The sequence below is a fragment of the Pseudomonas sihuiensis genome (assembly GCF_900106015.1).
Classification (GTDB): Bacteria; Pseudomonadota; Gammaproteobacteria; order Pseudomonadales; family Pseudomonadaceae; genus Aquipseudomonas; species Aquipseudomonas sihuiensis.
Genome location: NZ_LT629797.1, coordinates 4,466,353 through 4,484,852, shown reverse-complemented (window position 1 = coordinate 4,484,852; position 18,500 = coordinate 4,466,353). Strand labels below are relative to the sequence as shown.

21 protein-coding genes and 1 other RNA gene are annotated in these 18,500 nt (G+C 63.8%); 8 read left to right on the top strand and 14 right to left on the bottom strand.

Annotation, left to right across the window (positions count from 1 at the left end; translation table 11 throughout):
• Complete coding sequence (gene aguB, locus BLT86_RS21120) at window positions 1-882, top strand: N-carbamoylputrescine amidase (RefSeq protein ID WP_017678370.1); 882 nt, start codon at window positions 1-3, stop codon at window positions 880-882.
• Window positions 883-952: 70 nt separating this feature from the next.
• Window positions 953-2,059, top strand: a complete 1,107-nt coding sequence (gene aguA, locus BLT86_RS21115) for an agmatine deiminase (protein ID WP_017678369.1) — start codon at window positions 953-955, stop codon at window positions 2,057-2,059.
• Window positions 2,060-2,160: 101 nt separating this feature from the next.
• Here aguA and BLT86_RS21110 read toward each other — a convergent pair whose 3' ends face one another.
• The 13 genes from BLT86_RS21110 to BLT86_RS21050 form a co-directional block, all read right to left on the bottom strand.
• The gene (locus tag BLT86_RS21110) at window positions 2,161-3,150 is read right to left on the bottom strand and encodes a cytochrome-c peroxidase (RefSeq protein WP_017678368.1); all 990 of its coding nucleotides are present in this window, start codon (window positions 3,148-3,150) and stop codon (window positions 2,161-2,163) included.
• Between the two features lie 117 nt (window positions 3,151-3,267).
• Window positions 3,268-3,456 carry a YgaP family membrane protein gene (locus tag BLT86_RS21105; RefSeq protein WP_026088717.1) on the bottom strand — a complete coding sequence of 63 codons (189 nt, stop codon included), beginning with the start codon at window positions 3,454-3,456 and terminating at the stop codon, window positions 3,268-3,270.
• A gap of 14 nt (window positions 3,457-3,470) precedes the next feature.
• The gene (locus tag BLT86_RS21100; RefSeq protein ID WP_017678366.1) at window positions 3,471-3,890 is read right to left on the bottom strand and encodes a DUF6691 family protein; all 420 of its coding nucleotides are present in this window, start codon (window positions 3,888-3,890) and stop codon (window positions 3,471-3,473) included.
• 2 nt (window positions 3,891-3,892) lie between these two features.
• Window positions 3,893-4,327 (bottom strand): YeeE/YedE family protein, encoded by a 435-nt coding sequence (locus BLT86_RS21095; RefSeq protein WP_017678365.1) that lies wholly within the window; start codon window positions 4,325-4,327, stop codon window positions 3,893-3,895.
• The gene (locus BLT86_RS21090) at window positions 4,324-4,638 is read right to left on the bottom strand and encodes an ArsR/SmtB family transcription factor (protein WP_017678364.1); all 315 of its coding nucleotides are present in this window, start codon (window positions 4,636-4,638) and stop codon (window positions 4,324-4,326) included. The genes BLT86_RS21095 and BLT86_RS21090 overlap by 4 nt, the downstream gene beginning before the upstream one ends.
• A gap of 319 nt (window positions 4,639-4,957) precedes the next feature.
• The gene (gene gcvH, locus BLT86_RS21085) at window positions 4,958-5,347 is read right to left on the bottom strand and encodes a glycine cleavage system protein GcvH (protein WP_017678363.1); all 390 of its coding nucleotides are present in this window, start codon (window positions 5,345-5,347) and stop codon (window positions 4,958-4,960) included.
• A gap of 94 nt (window positions 5,348-5,441) precedes the next feature.
• The gene (gene gcvT / locus BLT86_RS21080) at window positions 5,442-6,524 is read right to left on the bottom strand and encodes a glycine cleavage system aminomethyltransferase GcvT (RefSeq protein ID WP_017678362.1); all 1,083 of its coding nucleotides are present in this window, start codon (window positions 6,522-6,524) and stop codon (window positions 5,442-5,444) included.
• Window positions 6,525-6,839: 315 nt separating this feature from the next.
• Window positions 6,840-8,456, bottom strand: a complete 1,617-nt coding sequence (locus BLT86_RS21075) for an ABC transporter permease (protein ID WP_017678361.1) — start codon at window positions 8,454-8,456, stop codon at window positions 6,840-6,842.
• Window positions 8,457-8,651: 195 nt separating this feature from the next.
• Window positions 8,652-9,653, bottom strand: a complete 1,002-nt coding sequence (locus tag BLT86_RS21070; protein WP_017678360.1) for an extracellular solute-binding protein — start codon at window positions 9,651-9,653, stop codon at window positions 8,652-8,654.
• A 111-nt stretch (window positions 9,654-9,764) separates the two neighbouring features.
• The gene (locus BLT86_RS21065; RefSeq protein WP_017678359.1) at window positions 9,765-10,982 is read right to left on the bottom strand and encodes a 2-octaprenyl-3-methyl-6-methoxy-1,4-benzoquinol hydroxylase; all 1,218 of its coding nucleotides are present in this window, start codon (window positions 10,980-10,982) and stop codon (window positions 9,765-9,767) included.
• A 78-nt stretch (window positions 10,983-11,060) separates the two neighbouring features.
• Window positions 11,061-12,245, bottom strand: coding sequence for a 2-octaprenyl-6-methoxyphenyl hydroxylase (gene ubiH / locus BLT86_RS21060; RefSeq protein ID WP_017678358.1), 1,185 nt, complete (start codon window positions 12,243-12,245; stop codon window positions 11,061-11,063).
• 4 nt (window positions 12,246-12,249) lie between these two features.
• Complete coding sequence (gene pepP, locus BLT86_RS21055) at window positions 12,250-13,584, bottom strand: Xaa-Pro aminopeptidase (RefSeq protein ID WP_017678357.1); 1,335 nt, start codon at window positions 13,582-13,584, stop codon at window positions 12,250-12,252.
• Between the two features lie 19 nt (window positions 13,585-13,603).
• A complete protein-coding gene (locus BLT86_RS21050; protein ID WP_017678356.1) occupies window positions 13,604-14,158 on the bottom strand; it encodes a YecA/YgfB family protein in 555 nt (184 codons plus the stop codon).
• A gap of 192 nt (window positions 14,159-14,350) precedes the next feature.
• On the opposite strand from BLT86_RS21050, the gene BLT86_RS21045 reads away from it, so the two are divergent.
• The 4 genes from BLT86_RS21045 to BLT86_RS21030 all read left to right on the top strand — a co-directional run bounded on the left by BLT86_RS21045 (window position 14,351) and on the right by BLT86_RS21030 (window position 15,760).
• Entirely contained in the window at window positions 14,351-14,560 is a 210-nt protein-coding gene (locus tag BLT86_RS21045; protein ID WP_003458652.1) for a TIGR02449 family protein, read from the top strand.
• Complete coding sequence (locus BLT86_RS21040; protein WP_017678355.1) at window positions 14,557-14,862, top strand: cell division protein ZapA; 306 nt, start codon at window positions 14,557-14,559, stop codon at window positions 14,860-14,862. The genes BLT86_RS21045 and BLT86_RS21040 overlap by 4 nt, the downstream gene beginning before the upstream one ends.
• A gap of 67 nt (window positions 14,863-14,929) precedes the next feature.
• Window positions 14,930-15,108: non-coding RNA, 6S RNA (gene ssrS, locus BLT86_RS21035), on the top strand.
• 55 nt (window positions 15,109-15,163) lie between these two features.
• Window positions 15,164-15,760 carry a 5-formyltetrahydrofolate cyclo-ligase gene (locus BLT86_RS21030; RefSeq protein WP_017678354.1) on the top strand — a complete coding sequence of 199 codons (597 nt, stop codon included), beginning with the start codon at window positions 15,164-15,166 and terminating at the stop codon, window positions 15,758-15,760.
• A 54-nt stretch (window positions 15,761-15,814) separates the two neighbouring features.
• On the opposite strand, the gene BLT86_RS26260 is transcribed toward BLT86_RS21030, so the two are convergent.
• Entirely contained in the window at window positions 15,815-15,946 is a 132-nt protein-coding gene (locus BLT86_RS26260) for a hypothetical protein (protein WP_003458646.1), read from the bottom strand.
• Window positions 15,947-16,140: 194 nt separating this feature from the next.
• On the opposite strand from BLT86_RS26260, the gene BLT86_RS21025 reads away from it, so the two are divergent.
• Both BLT86_RS21025 and BLT86_RS21020 read left to right on the top strand, forming a co-directional pair.
• Window positions 16,141-16,590 (top strand): EVE domain-containing protein, encoded by a 450-nt coding sequence (locus BLT86_RS21025; protein WP_003458645.1) that lies wholly within the window; start codon window positions 16,141-16,143, stop codon window positions 16,588-16,590.
• A 49-nt stretch (window positions 16,591-16,639) separates the two neighbouring features.
• Entirely contained in the window at window positions 16,640-18,496 is a 1,857-nt protein-coding gene (locus BLT86_RS21020; protein ID WP_017678353.1) for a sensor domain-containing diguanylate cyclase, read from the top strand.
• Window positions 18,497-18,500 lie beyond the last annotated feature (4 nt).

Genomic DNA, 18,500 nt, shown 5'->3' with positions numbered 1-18,500 from the left:
ATGTCCCGTATCGTTACCGTCGCCGCGACCCAGATGGCCTGCTCCTGGGATACCCCCGCGAACATCGCCAACGCCGAGAGGCTGGTGCGCCAGGCGGCAGCCCAGGGCGCCCAGATCATCCTGATCCAGGAGCTGTTCGAGGCGCCCTACTTCTGCCAGAAACCGAACGCCGACTACACCCAGCTGGCCACCACGGTGGCAGAAAATCCGGCCATCCAGCACTTCCAGAAGGTCGCTGCCGAGCTGCAGGTGGTGCTGCCGATCAGCTTCTTCGAGCGCGCCGGCCGCGCGCGCTTCAACAGCATCGCCATCATCGATGCCGACGGCAGCAATCTCGGTATTTATCGGAAAAGCCATATCCCGGACGGCCCCGGCTACCACGAGAAGTACTACTTCAATCCGGGCGATACCGGCTTCAAGGTCTGGGACACCGCTTATGCCCGCATCGGTGTCGGCATCTGCTGGGATCAGTGGTTCCCGGAATGCGCGCGCAGCATGGCGCTGATGGGCGCGGAAATCCTCTTCTACCCGACCGCCATCGGCAGCGAGCCGCATGATGCCAACATCAGCTCGCGCGATCACTGGCAGCGTGTGCAGCAGGGCCATGCCGGCGCCAACCTGATGCCGCTGGTGGCCAGCAACCGCATCGGCCGCGAAGAACAGGACGGCTATGACATCACCTTCTACGGCAGCTCGTTCATCGCCAACCAGTTCGGCGAGAAGGTCGAGGAGCTGAACCAGACCGAGGAAGGCGTGCTGGTGCACAGCTTCGATCTGACCGAGCTGGAGAAGGTGCGCACCGCCTGGGGTGTGTTCCGCGACCGCCGGCCGAACCTATACTGGCCGCTTTCCACGCTCGATGGTGAAACCCCATCCGAATGAACGTAGCCCGGATGCAATCCGGGGCTTTTTCTCACGACTCCCCGGATTGCATCCGGGCTACAGGTGAAACATGACCACGCTGAACACCACGCCACGCGCCGATGGTTTCCACATGCCCGCCGAGTGGGCACCGCACAGCCAGACCTGGATGGTCTGGCCCGAGCGCCCGGACAACTGGCGCAACGGCGGCAAGCCGGCACAGGCCGCCTTCGCCGCGGTGGCCAAGGCCATCGCCCAGTTCGAACCGGTGACCATCTGCGTGTCCGCAGCGCAGTACGAAAATGCCCGCGCGCGCCTGGACGACGCCAACATCCGTCTGGTGGAAATCACCACCGACGACGCCTGGGTGCGCGACACCGGCCCGACCTTCGTCACCAACGCCAGCGGCGAAGTGCGCGGAGTGGACTGGGCCTTCAACGCCTGGGGCGGCTTCGACGGCGGCCTGTACTGGCCCTGGCTGCGTGACGACCAGGTGGCGCGCAAGATTCTCGAGATCGAAGGCTGCAAGCGCTATCGCACCGAAGGTTTCGTGCTCGAGGGTGGCTCAATCCACGTCGATGGCGAAGGCACCCTGATCACCACCGAAGAGTGCCTGCTGAACAAGAACCGCAACCCGCACCTGTCGCGCGAAGAGATCGAGGCCGTGCTGCGCGAGCACCTGGCCATCGACACGGTGATCTGGCTGCCCGACGGCCTGTACAACGACGAGACCGATGGCCACGTCGACAACTTCTGCTGCTATGTGCGCCCAGGCGAGGTGCTGCTGGCCTGGACCGACGATCAGAACGATCCCAACTACCCGCGCTGCCAGGCCGCCATGCGTGTGCTGGAAAGCGCACGCGACGCCAAGGGCCGTCAGCTGACCGTGCACAAGATGCCGATCCCTGGCCCGATCCACGCCACCGCAGAAGAATGCGCGGGCGTCGACATCGTCGACGGCAGCCAGGAGCGTAGCCCGGAGGTTCGCCTGGCCGGCTCCTACGTCAACTTCCTTATCGTCAACGGCGGCATCGTCGCGCCGAGCTTCGATGACCCGAAGGACGAGGAAGCCCGCGCGATTCTGCAGCGCATCTTCCCCGAGCATCGCGTGGTGATGGTGCCGGGCCGCGAGATTCTGCTCGGTGGTGGCAATATCCACTGCATCACCCAGCAGCAGCCGGCGCCGCAAGGGCGCTGAACCATGTAGGGCGGGCGTAACCCGCACCGCTGCTGGCGGGTTTCACCCGCCCTACATCTATGAACGCCCGGCACATGCTGGGCGTTTTCGTTAGCGCCAACTCACTCGAACGGCTGCGGCCGCGGCGTATCGTTGTTCGACGGCGGCAGGATCGGCAGGGCGAAGCTCGGCTGCTCGCCGGTCAGGGTCTTGAGAAAGGCGGTGATCTTGCCGATCTCCTCCTCGCTCAGCTTACGACCCAGCTGCAAGCGCGCCATGATGTCTACCGACTCCTCCAGCTTCCAGTAGGCGCCGTCGTGGAAGTAGGGATAGGTCAGTTCGACGTTGCGCAGGGTCGGCACCTTGAACTTGAAGCGGTCGGCGTCCTTGCCGGTCAGGCCAGCCACCCCCTCGGCCGGATTGCTGGTTTCATAGGGTTCGACCAGCCCCATCTTCTGGAACGAGTTGCCGCCCAGCGCCGGGCCGTTGTGACAGGCGACGCAGCCGATGGACTTGAACAGCTCGTAGCCCTCCAGTTCGGTCTGGGTAATGGCCTGCTGGTCGCCCTTGAGCCATAGGTCGAAGCGCGAATTGGGTGTGACCAGGGTCTTTTCGAACTCGGCGATGGCGTCGGTCACTTCATCCAGGGTGATCTCGTCGGTCTTGTACACGACCTTGAACGACTCGCGGTACTGCGGGATCGAGCGCAGCACGTCGATGGCGAGAATGTGAGTGAAGGCCATCTCCATCGGGTTGGCGATGGGGCCGGCAGCCTGTTCCTTGAGGTCGGCAGCGCGGCCGTCCCAGAACTGCGCGAGGTTGAGGCTGGAATTGAGCACCGTGGGCGAATTGATCGGCCCTTGCTGCCAGTTATGACCGATGGAGCTCGGCAGGTTGTCACTGCCGCCCATCGACAGGTTGTGGCAGGAATTGCAGGAAATGAACCCCGAGCGCGACAGGCGCGGGTCAAAGAACAGCTGCTTGCCCAGTTCGACCTTGGCCGGATCGGTGATCTCGGCCGCTGCGATAGGCTCGACGGGTTCGTTGCCCGGTACATTGGCCCAGGCGCTGGCGCCCAGGCACAACCCGGCCATCAGGCTCAGAGTGCGCATGTGTGTATCTCCTCAGGTATTGGCTGTTCTGGTTATGTCCTGACCATGCCCAGCGCAAACCCGGGGCGACTTGATCTACATCAAGCCGCACATGCATGCCACCTCAGTGGATATGTTTCATTTCATTTTGCAGGTGTTGATACCCAGCAGTGGATACGCCGGGCAGAAGCGCAAGATGCCGGTCGCCAGTGGTAACACACCGATCCAGCCCCACAGACCGATGACACCGGCCAGGCTCAGTGCGATAAGAATCAGGCCTGCGGCGATGCGCAGACTGCGCTCGAGCGTTCCAACATTGGCTTTGATCGAGGCTCTCCAGGTCAACGTCCGCGCCGGCCTTCCAGCGCAGTAAAGATCAGCATCCCGGCGAGCATCGCCGCGACGAACAGCAGGGCCTGCCAGTGCCCGGTCAGCAGGATGGCAACGGCCGGCCCCGGACAGATGCCAGCGATACCCCAACCGACGCCGAACAGCAGGCTGCCACCAATCAGGCGAGCATCGAGGTCACGACGCGTCGGCAACTGCATGGCGCCGCCGAGCAGTGCCCAGGCGCGCCGTTGCGCCAGGTGCAACGGCAACGCCGCCACGCAGATGGCACCCACCATCACCAGGGCGAGAGACGGGTCCCAGTTACCGGCCAGATCGAGAAAGGCCAGCACCTTGGCCGGGTTGGCCATACCGGCCAGCAGCAGGCCGAGGCCGAACAGTAGACCGGCTAAGAATGCGCTCAGTCTGGCCATGTTCAGCCCCCCAGAAGATGACGTAGAACAAAGACCGTGGCGAAACCCGTGGCCATGAAGCACAGGGTGGCCAGCATGGAGCGCGGAGATAGACGCGAGATGCCACATACGCCATGGCCGCTGGTGCAGCCAGAGCCGTAGCGCGTGCCGATGCCCACCAGCAAACCGGCGCCAATCAGCGACAGCGCGCCGCCATCGAAGCTGATCGCTGGCAAGGCGCCGAACAGCCCCCACAGCAGCGGCGCCAACAGCAGGCCGAGGAGGAAAAATGCCTTCTCGCCGCGCCCTTCTGCGCCTGGCTGCAGAAGGCTGCCGAGCAGACCGCTGATACCGGCCACGCGGCCATTGGCCAGGGCAAAGATGGCGGCGGCCAGACCGATCAGCGCGCCACCGGCCAAGGCCGTCCAGGGGGTGAAGCTGGCCCAGTCGATGCTCATTGCTGGCCCCCGCAGAACAGCCGATACAGGGTTTCGATCACGGCCAGCGCCGCCGGGCTGCTGATGCGATAGAAGATCTGCTTGCCGTCGCGACGGGTTGCCACCAGCCCTTCACGACGCAGCACGGCCAGTTGCTGGGACAGCGTGGGCTGCTGGATACCAAGCAGCGCCTCCAGCTCACTGACGTTGCGCTCACCCTGCGACAGCTGGCAGAGCAGCAGGAGGCGATCAGGGTTAGCCAATGCCTTGAGCAACTGCCCGGCAGCGTCGGCATTGGCACGCAGCTGCTGGATATCGATGGGTTCATCCATGGGACACCTTCACTCCAAACAATGTGTATTTTTATATATTGTATTTTGAATAAGTGTCAGCCCAACTGACCAGCGGTTAAGGAGGGGATTGAACAGGCCTTACAGGAGCGCGCCTATCTGCATCAATCGATGCATGCACAATCGTGGGAGGGGCTTTAGCCGCGACAAGAGCTCGCCGCTGAAGCGCCTCCCACAAGGGGTATCGTCACTCCCCGGATTACATTCGGGCTACCACTGACGCCCTACAAGCGAATTCATTAGCGGAGCCCAGAAACGCAGAAACCCGCCGTAGCGGGTTTCCGGGTCGAGGCCAGATGAATCAGGCGTCGGCGTCAGCAGCAGCCTGATAGGCTGCCGCGTCCAGCAGCTTGTCCAGCTCGCTGGCATCGCTTGGCTTGAGCTTGAAGAACCAGCTGCCGTACGGATCGCTGTTGACGCTTTCCGGACTGTCGGCCAGTGCTTCGTTGATGGCGATCACTTCGCCGCCAACTGGCGCATAGATGTCGGAAGCAGCCTTGACCGACTCCACCACGCCAGCTTCCTGGCCGGCGTTCAGCTGCTTGCCAACTTCCGGCAGCTCGATGAACACCACGTCACCAAGGGCTTCCTGGGCGTGGTCGGAAATGCCCACGGTCACACTGCCGTCAGCCTCCAGGCGCGCCCACTCGTGGCTGGCGGCATAACGCAGATCGGCGGGGATATTGCTCATGTGTCTTTCCTCGTAAGCGATGACGGCAAGTGGGCCGTCAGGACAATTTAGCAGGCCGCGGCGCCAGGGGAAGCCAGCACCACGACCTGATGATTCAGATAAGAGTTTTGCCGTTGCGCACGAAACCTGGCCTGACCACCCGCACCGGGTACCACTTGCCGCGGATCTCCACCTCGGCACGATCCCCAGTGGCTGCCGGCACCCGTGCCAGCGCGATGGATTTGTTCAGCGTAGGCGAGAAGCTGCCGCTGGTGATCTCACCGTCACCGATACCTTCGACGCGCACCACCTGGTGTGCGCGCAGCACGCCACGCTCCTCCAGCACCAGGCCAACGAGCTTGCTCGGGCAACCGGCGGCGCGCTGCGCCTGCAGCGCCGGGCGCCCGATGAAGTCGCGCTCGGCTGGCTCCCAGGCGATGGTCCAGGCCATATTGGCGGCCAGCGGGCTGACCTGTTCATCCATGTCCTGGCCGTAGAGGTTCATACCCGCCTCGAGGCGCAGGGTGTCACGGGCGCCAAGGCCGATAGGCGAAATACCAGCACCGACCAGGTCGTTGAGGAAGGACGCCACCTCGGTCACCGGCAGCACGATTTCCAGGCCATCTTCGCCGGTATAACCGGTACGCGCGATGAACCAGTCCCCCTCGGGCAGGCCCTGGAATGGCTTGAGCTCGTGGATCAGTGCGGCACGTGCCTGGCTCAACAGTTCGGAAACGCGTGCGCGCGCCTTCGGCCCCTGAATGGCGAGCATGGCCAGATCGCGACGCTCGCGCAGTTGCACATCGAAATCGCTCGCCTGGGCATGCATCCACGCCAGGTCCTTGTCACGGGTACCAGCGTTGACCACCAGGCGGTAACCCTGCTCGGTGAGGTAAACGATCAGGTCGTCGATGACCCCGCCCAGCTCATTGAGCATGGCGCTATACAGCGCCTTGCCGGGGCTCTCCAGGCGGGCCACGTCGTTGGCCAGCAGGCGCTGCAGGAAGGCCTTCGCCTGACTGCCGCTCACGTCCACCACGCACATGTGCGAGACATCGAACACGCCGCACTCGCGGCGCACCTGATGATGCTCCTCCACTTGCGAACCGTAGTGCAGCGGCATGTCCCAGCCGCCGAAATCCACCATCTTGGCCCCCAGTGCCAGGTGCAGGTCATAGAGGGGGGTGCGCTGTCCCATGGGTTATCTCCTTCCGGGCTTGGCGAAGCGATTCAGACCCCCGAGAAGCTAGCTGCGTTGCCATTGCTGCTTTGAAAGTGGGCTCGAAATGCTCATGTACAAAAATACATTCCGCTTTCTCTCCCACTTTCGCCTTGCACTGGCGGCCTCGGCTACGCTTCTAGATGAGTCCTGTCGGGCTGCCCCGACTCGCGAATGGCGCGCATTGTAGCCGCATGCGTCCGGGGGGTCATCCTGGCTTCAGGTCGTAGAGCGGGTGCAACCCGCCATGCCCCGAAACTGGCGGGTTGCACCCGCCCTACATCGCTGTCTTGATCAACCGAAACCGCGGGCCGAACGGCGGATCAGCAGAATCACCGGCAGCAGGCCGACCAGCACCAGGGTCAGCGCCGGCAGCGAGGCGCGCGCCCATTCGCCTTCGCTGGTCATTTCAAATACCCGTACCGACAGCGTGTCCCAGCCGAACGGACGCATCAGCAGGGTCGCCGGCATTTCCTTGAGCACGTCGACGAATACCAGCAGCGCGGCCGACAAGGTGCCCGGCAGCAGCAGCGGCAGATAGACCCTGAAGAACAGCCCAAAGCTGCCAACGCCAAGGCTGCGCGAAGCCTCGGGCAGGGACGGACGAATACGCGCCAGGCTGGTCTCCAGCGGCCCGAAGGCCACCGCCATGAAGCGGATCAGATAAGCCACCAGCAACGCTGCCAGACTGCCCAGCAGCAAGGGCTTACCAGCACCACCCAGTGCAGTGGACAACGGAATCACCAGTTCACGATCCAAAAAACTGAACGCCAGCATGATTGCCACCGCCAGCACCGAACCCGGCAAGGCATAGCCGAGATTGCCCAGCGCGACGCCGAAGCGCACGCCACGATTCGGCGCCTGGCGGCGGGCGAAGGCCAGCAGCATGGCCACACTGACGGTGATCAGCGCCGCCATGCCGCCCAGGTAAAGGGTATGCAGAATCAGCCCGGCGTAGCGCTCATCGAGATCGAAGCGGCCGCGTTGCCAGAACCAGGCCAGCAGTTGCAGCAGCGGGATGACGAAGGCACAGGCGAACACCAGGCCGCACCAGGCGCTGGCGGCGAAGGCCTTCCAGCCATGCAGGTGGTACAGCGCCTTGCCCCGCGGCCGCTCGTTGGCTGGCCGCGCGGCGCCACGCGCACGGCGCTCGCCATAGAGCACCAGCGCCACCGCCAGCAGCAGCAGGCTGGCCAGCTGGGTGGCACTGGTCAGGCTGTAGAAGCTGTACCAGGTCTTGTAGATCGCCGTGGTGAAGGTGTCGAAGTTGAAGACCGACACCGCACCGAAATCGGCCAGGGTTTCCATGATAGCCAGGGCCAGACCGGCGCCAATGGCCGGTCGCGCCATCGGCAGCGCCACCCGCCAGAACGCCTGCCAGGGGCTCTGCCCGAGCACCCGCGCTGCCTCCATCAGGCCCTTGCCCTGGGCCAGAAACGCGCCACGGGCGAGCAGGTAGACGTAGGGGTAGAAAACCAGCACCAGCACGATGATCACACCACCGGTGGAGCGCACGCGCGGCAAGCGCAAGCCGCTGCCGAACCATTCGCGCAGCAGCGTCTGCACCGGGCCGGCGAAATCCAGCAGGCCGACGAAGACGAAGGCCAGGACATAGGCGGGAATGGCGAAGGGCAGCATCAGCGCCCAGTCCAGCCAGCGCCGACCCGGGAACTCGCAAAGGCTGGTGAGCCAGGCCAGGCTGACGCCCAGCAGTGTCACGCCCACACCGACGCCAATCACCAGCGTCAGCGTGTTGCCAATCAGCCGCGCCATCTGTGTCTGCCACAAGTGCGACCAGATCTGCTGATCCACCTCATGCCAGCTCAGCAGCAATACCGACAACGGCATCAGCACCAGAACGGCGACGGCAAGGACGATGGGGTACCAGCGACGCTGGACGGGATGCGGCACGCGGATTCCTCGACTACGCAAATGACGACGCCCCGGCTAGGCGGGGCGTCGCAGTATAACGGCAGCGCTGTGCTCGTCGATGATCGTTCCCGCGCTCCGCGTGGAAATGCAGCTCTCGACGCTCCAGCGTCAGAAGCCAATAGGCCGGGGCGTCACTGACGACGTACCCACGCCGAAGCGTGGGCGCGATCCCCTTTACTGCCAGCCGGCGCGATCCATCAGCATGGTCGCTTCAGCCTGACGCTTGCCCGCCACTTCGGTAGCGATCGAGTCAGCCTTGAAGCTGCCCCAGGCAGCCACTTCATCGGACGGTGCGACCGCCGGGTTGGCCGGGAACTCCTGGTTGACGCCAGCGAAGATGCTCTGTGCCTCCGGGGTGGTCATCCACTCCAGCAGCTTCTTGGCCTGCTCGGCATGCGGTGCATGCTTGGTCACACCGGCACCGGCCAGGTTGACGTGCACGCCACGGTCGTCCTGGTTCGGCCAGAAAGGTTTGACCTTCAGATCCGGCTGCTGCTTGTGCAGACGGCCGTAGTAGTAGGTGTTGGTGATGCCCACGTCGCACTGGCCGGCGTCGATGGCCTGCAGCAGCGCGGTGTCATCCGGGAATACGTCGGTGGCCAGGTTGTTGACCCAACCCTTGACGATCTCCTCGGTCTTCTCGGCGCCATGGGTTTCGATCAGGGTGGCGGTCAGCGACTGGTTGTAGACCTTCTTGCTGGTGCGCAGGCACAGGCGGCCTTCCCAGTTCTTGTCAGCCAGGGCTTCGTAGGTGGACAACTCTTCCGGCTTGACGCGCTCGGTGGAGTAGAAAATGGTCCGCGCGCGCAGCGACAGGCCAGTCCAGCTGTCGGTGCTGGAGCGGTACTGGGCGGGGATGTTGGCGTCGATCACGTCGGACTTGGTCGGCTGCAGCACGCCTTCCTGTTCGGCCTGCCAGAGGTTGCCGGCGTCGACGGTAATCAGCAGGTCAGCCGGGGTGTTGGCACCCTCGGCCTTGAGACGGGCGATCAGCGGGGCTTCCTTGTCGGTGATGAACTTCACCTTGACCCCAGTCTTCTCGGTGTAGAGATCGAATACCGGCTTGATCAGCTCGTCGATACGGGCGGAGTAGACCACCACTTCATCAGCAGCCTGAACGGCGGTTGCCAGGGTGCTGAGGGTGAATGCAGCGAGAAGCGCGTTGCGAGCCTTCATGGGACCAGCCTCTTGTGGGTGAGCAAAGTGGCTGAATAGTAGTGAATGTTATTTGCCTTCTCAACGTAAACAGCGAGACGACACGCAGCAGTTATTACAAGTTGCGTCAGCTCAGGCTCGCGCCAGTTCCGGCAGGTCGCCGGCCAGCCCAAGCGCCTGACGCACGAACAGCGCCTTGGCCTCGGCCTGGCCGTCGACCAGGTCGAGACCGACGTTGCGCAGCAGGCGCAGCGGCAACGGGTCGGCCTGGAACAAGCGCTGAAAACCTTCCATCGCCGCCATCATCGCCAGGTTGTGCGGCATGCGCCGACGCTCGAAACGGCTCAGCACGCGCTCATCGCTGAGGTGCTCACCGCGTTCAGCGGCATGCAGCAGCACCTCGGCCAGCACGGCGGCATCGAGGAAACCCAGGTTGACGCCCTGCCCCGCCAGCGGATGGATGGTGTGCGCAGCATCGCCAATCAGCGCCAGCCCAGGCTCGACATAACGCTTGGCATGACGCTGGCGCAGCGGGATACACAGACGACGGTCGGCGTGCAGCACCATGCCCAGGCGCGATTCGAAAGCCTTGCCCAGTTCGACGCAGAAAGCCTCGTCGTCCAACGCCATCAAGCGCTCGGCTTCGACCGGCACAGTCGACCAGACGATCGAGCACCAATGCTCGCCGGCAGGCCCTGCCAGCGGCAGGAAGGCCAGTGGACCATCGTCGGTGAAGCGTTGCCAGGCAGTGGCCTGGTGCGGTCGCTCGCAACGCACGCTGGTGACGATGGCATGGTGCAGATAATCCCATTCGCGCGTGGCACAGCCGGCCAGGCGACGCACCGCGGAGTTGGCGCCGTCGGCCGCGACCAGCAGCGGTGCGCGCAGTTGGCGACCATCGGTAAGCGTCAGCAGCCAGTCATCGCCGGAGCGGCGCAGCTGCTCCAGGCGCGCGCCAGGCAACAGACCGATCTGGCTGTCGTGCAGCCTTTCGAGCAGGGCATCCTGCACCACACGATTCTCGACGATATGGCCAAGCGTCTCGGCATGCACGCTGGCCGCAGCGAAGTGGATGCTGCCGGTGCCAGAGCCATCCCAGACGCGCATCTCGCCGTAGGGGCTGGCACGCCGAGTGGCGATGCCCTGCCAGGCGCCCAGGCGTTCGAGAATGCGTTGGCTGGCCATCGACAGCGCGCTGACACGCGGCTCGAACGGCGCCCGGGCATCGAACGGCGCCACGCTCAGCGGGCTGCCGTCGACAATCAGGATATCCAGACCGCAGTGCTCCAACGCCAAGGCCAGGGTACTGCCAACCATACCGGCGCCGACGATGATCAGATCCGCTCGCATATCACTCCTTAAACCCCAGGTTGCGCTGTGCGCATCATGACTCCCTATAGGTGCGCACAGCGCACTCTGCGGAGCTGATCATAGATTGCGGGTTCCCATGCCCATGGCCTGACGGGCGAACCAGCGTTTGGCCGGCGGCAGCAGGTCGAGGCCGAGCAAACCCAGGTTGCGCCCGGCAGTCAGCAGCGGCTGCGCGTTGCTGAACAGGCGCGTCACCTGGTCGGAGAAGCCGACGGTCATTTGCTGATCGAGCTGTTGCCTTTGTTGGTAACGCTGCAGGGTGGCGAAATCGCCCAGTGTTGCCTCGCTATCGATAAGCACCTCGGCCAGCGCCAGAGTATCGCGCAGCGACAGGTTGTAGCCCTGGCCGGCGATGGGGTGCAGGCTGTGCGCGGCGTTGCCCAGCACCACCAGATGCGGACGCACCTGCTCCTGCGCCTCGACCAGGCTCAGCGGATAGAGATGCCGCGCACCCACCTGGCGCAAGGCGCCCAGGCGATAACCGAAGGCCTGCTGCAACTCGCTGAGAAAACTGGCCTCACTGGCGCGCAACAGACGTTCGGCGTCAGCCGCGGCGCGCGTCCAGACCAGTGCGCAGCGGTTATCGCTCAAGGGCAGCAGCGCCATCGGGCCGTCATCGGTGAAGCGCTCGAAGGCCTGCCCGCGGTGCGCCTCCAGCGGGCTGACGTTGGCAATCAGCGCACTCTGCCCATAAGGCTTGCTGCTGACGCCGATACCAAGCTGCTCACGCAGGCCGGAACGCCCACCATCAGCGAGAATCGCCAGGTCGCAGTCGAGGCAGGTTTCGTCGTTCAGGGTCAGGCGATAGCCGTCGTCGAGACGCTGCATGCCGACCACTTCGGCCGGGCAACGCCACTCGATCACATCCGCATCCAGCGCCTGCCACAGACAATGGCCGAGCCAGGCGTTCTCAGCTACGTAACCGAGCGCCGGTACGCCTTCCTCGATGGCCTGCAGGCGCGTGGCGCCGAAGCGGCCGCGGTCGGAAACATGAATCTGCTGAATCGGCTCGGCCCGCTGGGCAATGCTCTGCCACAGGCCCAGGCGCTCGTAGATCAACCGGCTGCCATAGGAGAGCGCGGTAGAGCGCGCGTCATAGCTGGGCTGGTATTCGCTGCCCGGGGCGAAGGGTTCGATCAGGGCGATGCGCCAACCACGCTGACGCGCCGTGTCCTGCAGGGCCAGTGCCAGGCTGGCACCCACCAGGCCGCCGCCGATAATGGCCAACTGTACGCGTGACATGGGCTCAGGCCGCCTCGGTGCGCGCGGCCGCCATCAATGCCTCGATCTCGGCAACGGTCTTGGGCACACCGTTGGTGAGAATCTCGCAGCCCGTCTTGGTCACCACCACGTCGTCCTCGATGCGCACGCCGATGCCGCGCCATTTCTTGGCGACCTTGTCGTTGTCAGGGGCGATATAGATGCCTGGCTCGACGGTCATCGCCATGCCGACCTCCAGCACGCGCCACTGCCCGCCGACCTTGTAGTCGCCGACGTCATGCACATCCATGCCCAGCCAGTGGCCGGCGCGATGCATATAGAAAGGCTTGTAGGCTTCGCTGGCGATCAGCTCGTCAACATCACCCTCGAGCAAGCCCAGCTCCACCAGGCCGGCAGTGATCACCCGCACGGTGGCCTCATGGGCCTCGTTCCAGTGCCGGCCTGGAGCAATGAACTTGAATGCCTCCTCGTTGGCCTTGAGCACCAGCTCGTAGATGGCCTTCTGCTCGGGCGAGAACTTACCGCTGACCGGGAAGGTGCGGGTGATGTCGCTGGCGTAGCAGTCGATCTCGCAGCCGGCGTCGATCAGCACCAGATCGCCGTCCTTGAGCGCCGCGTCATTCTCGCGGTAGTGCAGGATGCAGGCATTGCGGCCGGCGGCGACGATGCTGCCATAGGCCGGCATCTTCGCCCCACCCTTGCGGAATTCGTAGTCCAGTTCGGCTTCCAGGTGATATTCGAACAGGCCGGCGCGACTCGCCTGCATGGCACGGATATGAGCGCGCGCACTGATCTCGGCAGCCTCCTTCATCACCTTCACTTCGGCGGCCGATTTGTACAGGCGCATGTCGTGCAGCAGGTGGTTGAGGGCGACGAATTCGTTTGGCGGCATGGCGCCCTGGCGCGCCTTGGCGCGGATGTGGTTGACCCACTCCATCAGCCGATGATCGAACTCCTGATTGCTGCCGATGGCGTAATAGACACGTTCGCGGCCTTCGATCAGCCCCGGCAGGATGTCGTCGATATCGCCAATGGGGAAAGCATCGTCGGCGCCAAACTGGCTGATCGCACCGTCCTGGCCGGCACGCAGGCCATCCCACAACTCGCGCTCGGGATCACGCTCGCGACAGAACAGCACATATTCACCGTGCTCGCGCCCAGGGATCAGCGCCATCACCGCTTCCGGCTCGGGAAAACCGGTGAGGTACTGGAAATCGCTGTCCTGACGGTAGACATGCTCGACGTCACGGTTGCGGATATACACCGGCGCCGCCGGCAGAATGGCGATGCTGTTGGGTTCCATCTGCGCCATCAGCGCCTTGCGCCGACGGGCATATTCGGACTTGGGGATGCTGATCAAGGCAGGCTCCGACGAAAAATCAGTGCAGGGAGGGTTTGGCAGCAGGCGCCGCAGGTTTGGCGCACTCGGTGAACAGCAGCAGCGGCGCGACACGCAAGTACTCCATCACCTCCATGTAGTCGCTCTCGCCATCCTCCGATTCTTCCAGTGCACTCTGCACCTGGGCGATGGCGGAGAGATCCTGCAACACTTCCATGGCCTCGGCACTCAGTGCTCCGTCGCGAGCGGTCAGGCCGAAGCCACCGAGGAAGCCCTGACACCACTGACCCAGAGCGACCGCGCGCTGCGCCAGCGGGGTTTCGTCATCCGGCAACAGCAGCACCACGGTGACGTCTTCGCTGCACAGCTCACCCTTGACCATTTCCTGCAGGCCGATCAGCGCCTGACGCACGTTGTCCTGCGGCTCGCCACCGAGCAGGTCGGCCGCGTCGAGCAGCCAGGCATCGGCGTCGAAGCCAGCGCCCGCACAGCTGCGACCAAGCAGCAGGCCGTGCAGTTCGGCAGGGGAAACGGAATGCCCGGCGCTGTTGAGCAAAGCGGCGAAGGCGGCGTAGGGAGAGCTTGGAATCGACATAGATAGCTAGGCGCCAGGCGGCGCAATCTCTAGAATGGAGGCCTCGTATCCTAGCACCGGCAGACGCGCCAAGACCATCCGAGGCCGCCGGAGTGATGCCGTCATCTGCATCACACCACTGCTATCCGTGGTTTGACCCGTAGCCGGGACAGGCCTATATAGTCCAGCCATTCCCTCCCATAGCGAGAGCCCATGGAAGACGCCGATCTGCACGCATTGACCGCCAAGCTGGAACTCTTGATCCAGCGTGTCGAGCAGCTAAAGGCTCACAACCGACTCCTGCTGGCGAATGAACAGGCCTGGCGTGAGGAACGCGCCCATCTGATCGAAAAGAACGAAATGGCCCGGCACAAGGTCGAATCGATGATTTCGCGCCTTAAAGCCCTGGAGCAGGACTCATGACCCAGTCGAATACCGTGACCGTCCACATTCTGGACAAAGAATATTGCATCGCCTGCCCGCAGGACGAACGCGCCAATCTGGAAAGTGCGGCTCGCTACCTGGACGGCAAGATGCGCGAGATCCGTACCAGCGGCAAAGTGATCGGTGCCGACCGTGTCGCCGTGATGGCAGCCTTGAACATCACCCACGACCTGCTGCACAAGCAGCAGCGCCTGGATCAGGACGCCAATTCCACCCGCCAGCAGGTGCGCGATCTACTCGATCGTGTCGACCATGCACTGGCCGACGATCCGAGTTCCTGAGTACCGCCATGCCTGCCAGTTCGTCGCAGGCCGCCCCGCAGACCCTCTGTTCGGGTATACTGGGCGCAACTTCCTGGGGTGTGCGCCAGTCGGTGATGTCCCTGAGCCGATACGCACAACCACGGGGGTTGCACGTTGGGGCCGGTGTGCATGTCCGCCTGACGGAAAGCCTTAACGCCTCCTGCAACCTCCACCTTGAACTTTCGGGTTCAAGGGCTAAACCGACAGCGGCACGCCGGGAAGTCATCATTTCCAGCAGTGACCTTCAGCGCTGCTACCCGCCTCGTTCGAACCTCCTTTCATGACTACGCCCGCCACTCTCAGTCGCCCGCAACTGCGCCGCGTGCTGCGCCAGCGTCGACGTGCACTCAGCCGCAGCCAGCAACGTCTTGCCGCGCGTAACCTCTATCGTCAGTTGGCACAAAGCCCGCAGTTTCGCCGCGCCAGGCACATCGCCCTGTACCTGCCCAACGATGGCGAAATCGACCCAAGGCCTTTGCTGGCCGCCGCACACAAGCGCGGCAAACACACCTACCTGCCGGTGCTCAGCGCCTGGCCGCGCACCAAGATGGTGTTTCAGCGCGTCAGCCAGCACGAGAAACTGGCGGGCAATCGCTTCCGCATCCTCGAACCACGCACGCAGCCCAAGCGCCAACGCAAGGTCTGGGCACTGGATCTGGTGCTGCTACCGCTGGTGGGCTTCGATGATCGCGGCGGGCGCCTGGGTATGGGCGGCGGCTTCTACGACCGCAGCCTGGCTTATCTGCGCATGCGCAAAAATTGGCACATGCCGACACTACTGGGCCTGGCGCATGAATGTCAGCGCGTGGAAGAACTGGCGATGGCCAGCTGGGACGTGCCCTTGCAGGCAACGGTGACGGACAAGGCGTGGTATTGAATCGAAAGATGCGGCACCGCGTTCCCTGCGGCGCTTACGCTGGCAGTCCGCGAATCAGGGCTGCTGCGTTACATTGATCGGAGCTTCGCTCTGGCGCTCCCAAAGGCTCTGGGTGTAACCCGTGGTAACCACGCCCAGACTGAACAGTACGACGAGAACCCACAAAAGATCTGGCTTGCGTTTCATCTATTGCCTCCCCCTTCAAGGCAATGCGCGCGTTGGTCGCGCGTTATTGTTGTGTGCAATACGACGGCGCCAAGCGTTAAGCCGGGCATTTTCCGTCAGCGCCAAGCACTGTGCAATTTCCGGCGCCAACCGGCCGTCGGAGATATCCCTCAAACGAGCGTCCGCTTACGGACAGACCTGCAGGAGCAAAGTTCATGCCTTATTGGCTGATGAAGTCCGAACCCGATGAATTGTCCATCCACGACCTGCAACGACTGGGCAAAACGCGCTGGGATGGCGTACGCAATTACCAGGCGCGCAACTTCATGCGCGCAATGAAACCGGGCGATCTGTTCTTCTTCTATCACTCCAGCTGCCCGCAACCCGGCATCGCCGGCATTGCACGTATTGCCGGCGAGATCTACCCGGACCCCACCGCGCTCGATCCGCAAAGCCATTATCACGACCCCAAGGCCAGTACCGAGAAGAACCCCTGGAGCGCTCTGGACGTCGAGTTCGTCGAAGCCTTCGACGAGGTGCTGGCGCTGCAGCACCTGAAGAACAATCCGCTACTGGCCGAACTGGCGTTGGTACAACGTGGCAGTCGCCTGTCGGTGATGCCGGTGAGCGATGCCGAATGGACAGCAATTCTCGCCATGCGTTGAGTCGCATGCGGCACTGTGCTATCACCACACAGAGCTTAGGAGTTTTTCCATGCCGGCATCCTCCCCCTGGCCGGCGCGACTTGCGCTGGCATTCCTGTTACTGGTGCTGAGCGGCGCCAGCGTTCTGCTTTGGCGTCAGATCGAGGCCGTACAGCAACAGCGTGTCGATGAGCGTATCGGCTACCAGGCACGCAGCCTGGCGCGTCAGCTGGAGAGCACGCTGCACCTGGAGGTGGCCAGCCTCGAACGCATCGCCCGCTTGTGGAACAGCCTGGGCCGCCTGCCGCATGCCAGTTGGGGGGAGGAGGTGGAGCGCGTACTGCAAGGCTTTCCCGCCTATCAATCCATCCAGTGGGTCGGCGACGATCTACGCATGCGCTGGCTGCTACCGGTGGCCGGCAACGAAGCGGCGCTGAATTTTCGCCTGTACCCGGAGCACCCCAATTACCCACTGGCGATGGAGGCTCGCGAGAGCGGCGAACAACGTTTCTCCAACAGCTTCGATCTGGTCCAGGGCGGACGCGGCTTCGTCCTCTACACACCGCTGTACCGCGAACATGACGGCACCAAGGTGTTCGACGGTTTCCTCCAGGGCGTATTTCGCGTCGAACCGCTGATGCTGCAGTTGCTCACCCAGATCGATCGCGAAGCCTTTAACCTCGAACTGCTGGAGAACAGCCACAGCCTGTTCCGTCATGGCGCAGCGGACACCGATATGCGACACAGCCTGCAACTGGGCCTGAGTCTGCTCAACAACCAGGACTTCAGTCTGCGCCTGAGCCCCACCGAGCAACTGCTCGACCAGCTCGAGTCGCCCTTGCCCGGCGTGGTGCTCGGCGCCAGCCTGGCGATCAGCCTGCTACTGGTCGCCGCCCTGGCCCTGGCCCTGGAGAACAGCCGTCGTGCCCATGCCCTGCAACTGGCCAACCGCCGCTTCAAGCTGGAGGCCGAACGCCGCGAAGAGACCGAGCAGCGCCTGCGCGAGAACCGCGAGCGCCTACAACTGGTGCTGGACCTGACCGACTCCAGCCATGACGGGCTGTTCATCTTCGACAGCGGCACCCGCGAGCTGCTGCACATGAATCAGGCCACCTACGCCACGCTCGGCTATCGCCCTGAACAGTTCGCCGAGCTGCTGCGCGATGATCCGGAGAAACTCCTGCCAGGCTTCCACCGCTGGCTGGAGCAGGCGCGCCAGGCGCAGCGCGACAACCTCTCGCGGATATTCCAGCGCGAGCTGATCCGCCGCGATGGCAGTCGCCAACCTGCCGAAATCAACACCCAACTGGTGCAGTTGCATGACCGCGAATACCTGATCGCCGTTTCCCGCGACAACAGCGAGCGCCTGCAACTGGAAGCGCAACTGCAGCGCCTGTCACAGCTCGACGGCCTGACCGGGCTGTACAACCGCCGTTACTTCGATCAGCAACTGCTCGCCGAATGGCGCCGCCTGCGCCGCCTCGACGCGCCCCTGGCGCTGCTGATGCTGGATATAGACCACTTCAAGGCCTACAACGATGCACTCGGCCACCTCGCCGGTGACGATGCCCTGCGCAGAGTCAGTGCAGCCCTGCGCGACAGCCTGCAACGCGAAGGCGATACGGCCTGCCGCTACGGTGGCGAGGAGTTCGCGATCATTCTCGCCAACACCAATCAGGAGGGTGCCGAGCAGGTCGCCGCGCGCGTCCATGCAGCCATCGCCAGCCTGGATATCCATCACCCGGCCAGCCCGTTCGGCCAACTGACCCTGAGCATCGGTATCACGGTGGTCGACCCAGTGAGCGACGAACAGCCAGGCGAACTGCTCGCCCAGGGTGATCAGGCGCTGTATCGTGCCAAGCATGAGGGTCGCAACCGAACCTGCCTGTGGCAGCCCCCCGCGCTTGACCTGCATCAAGGCCCCTGAGGCG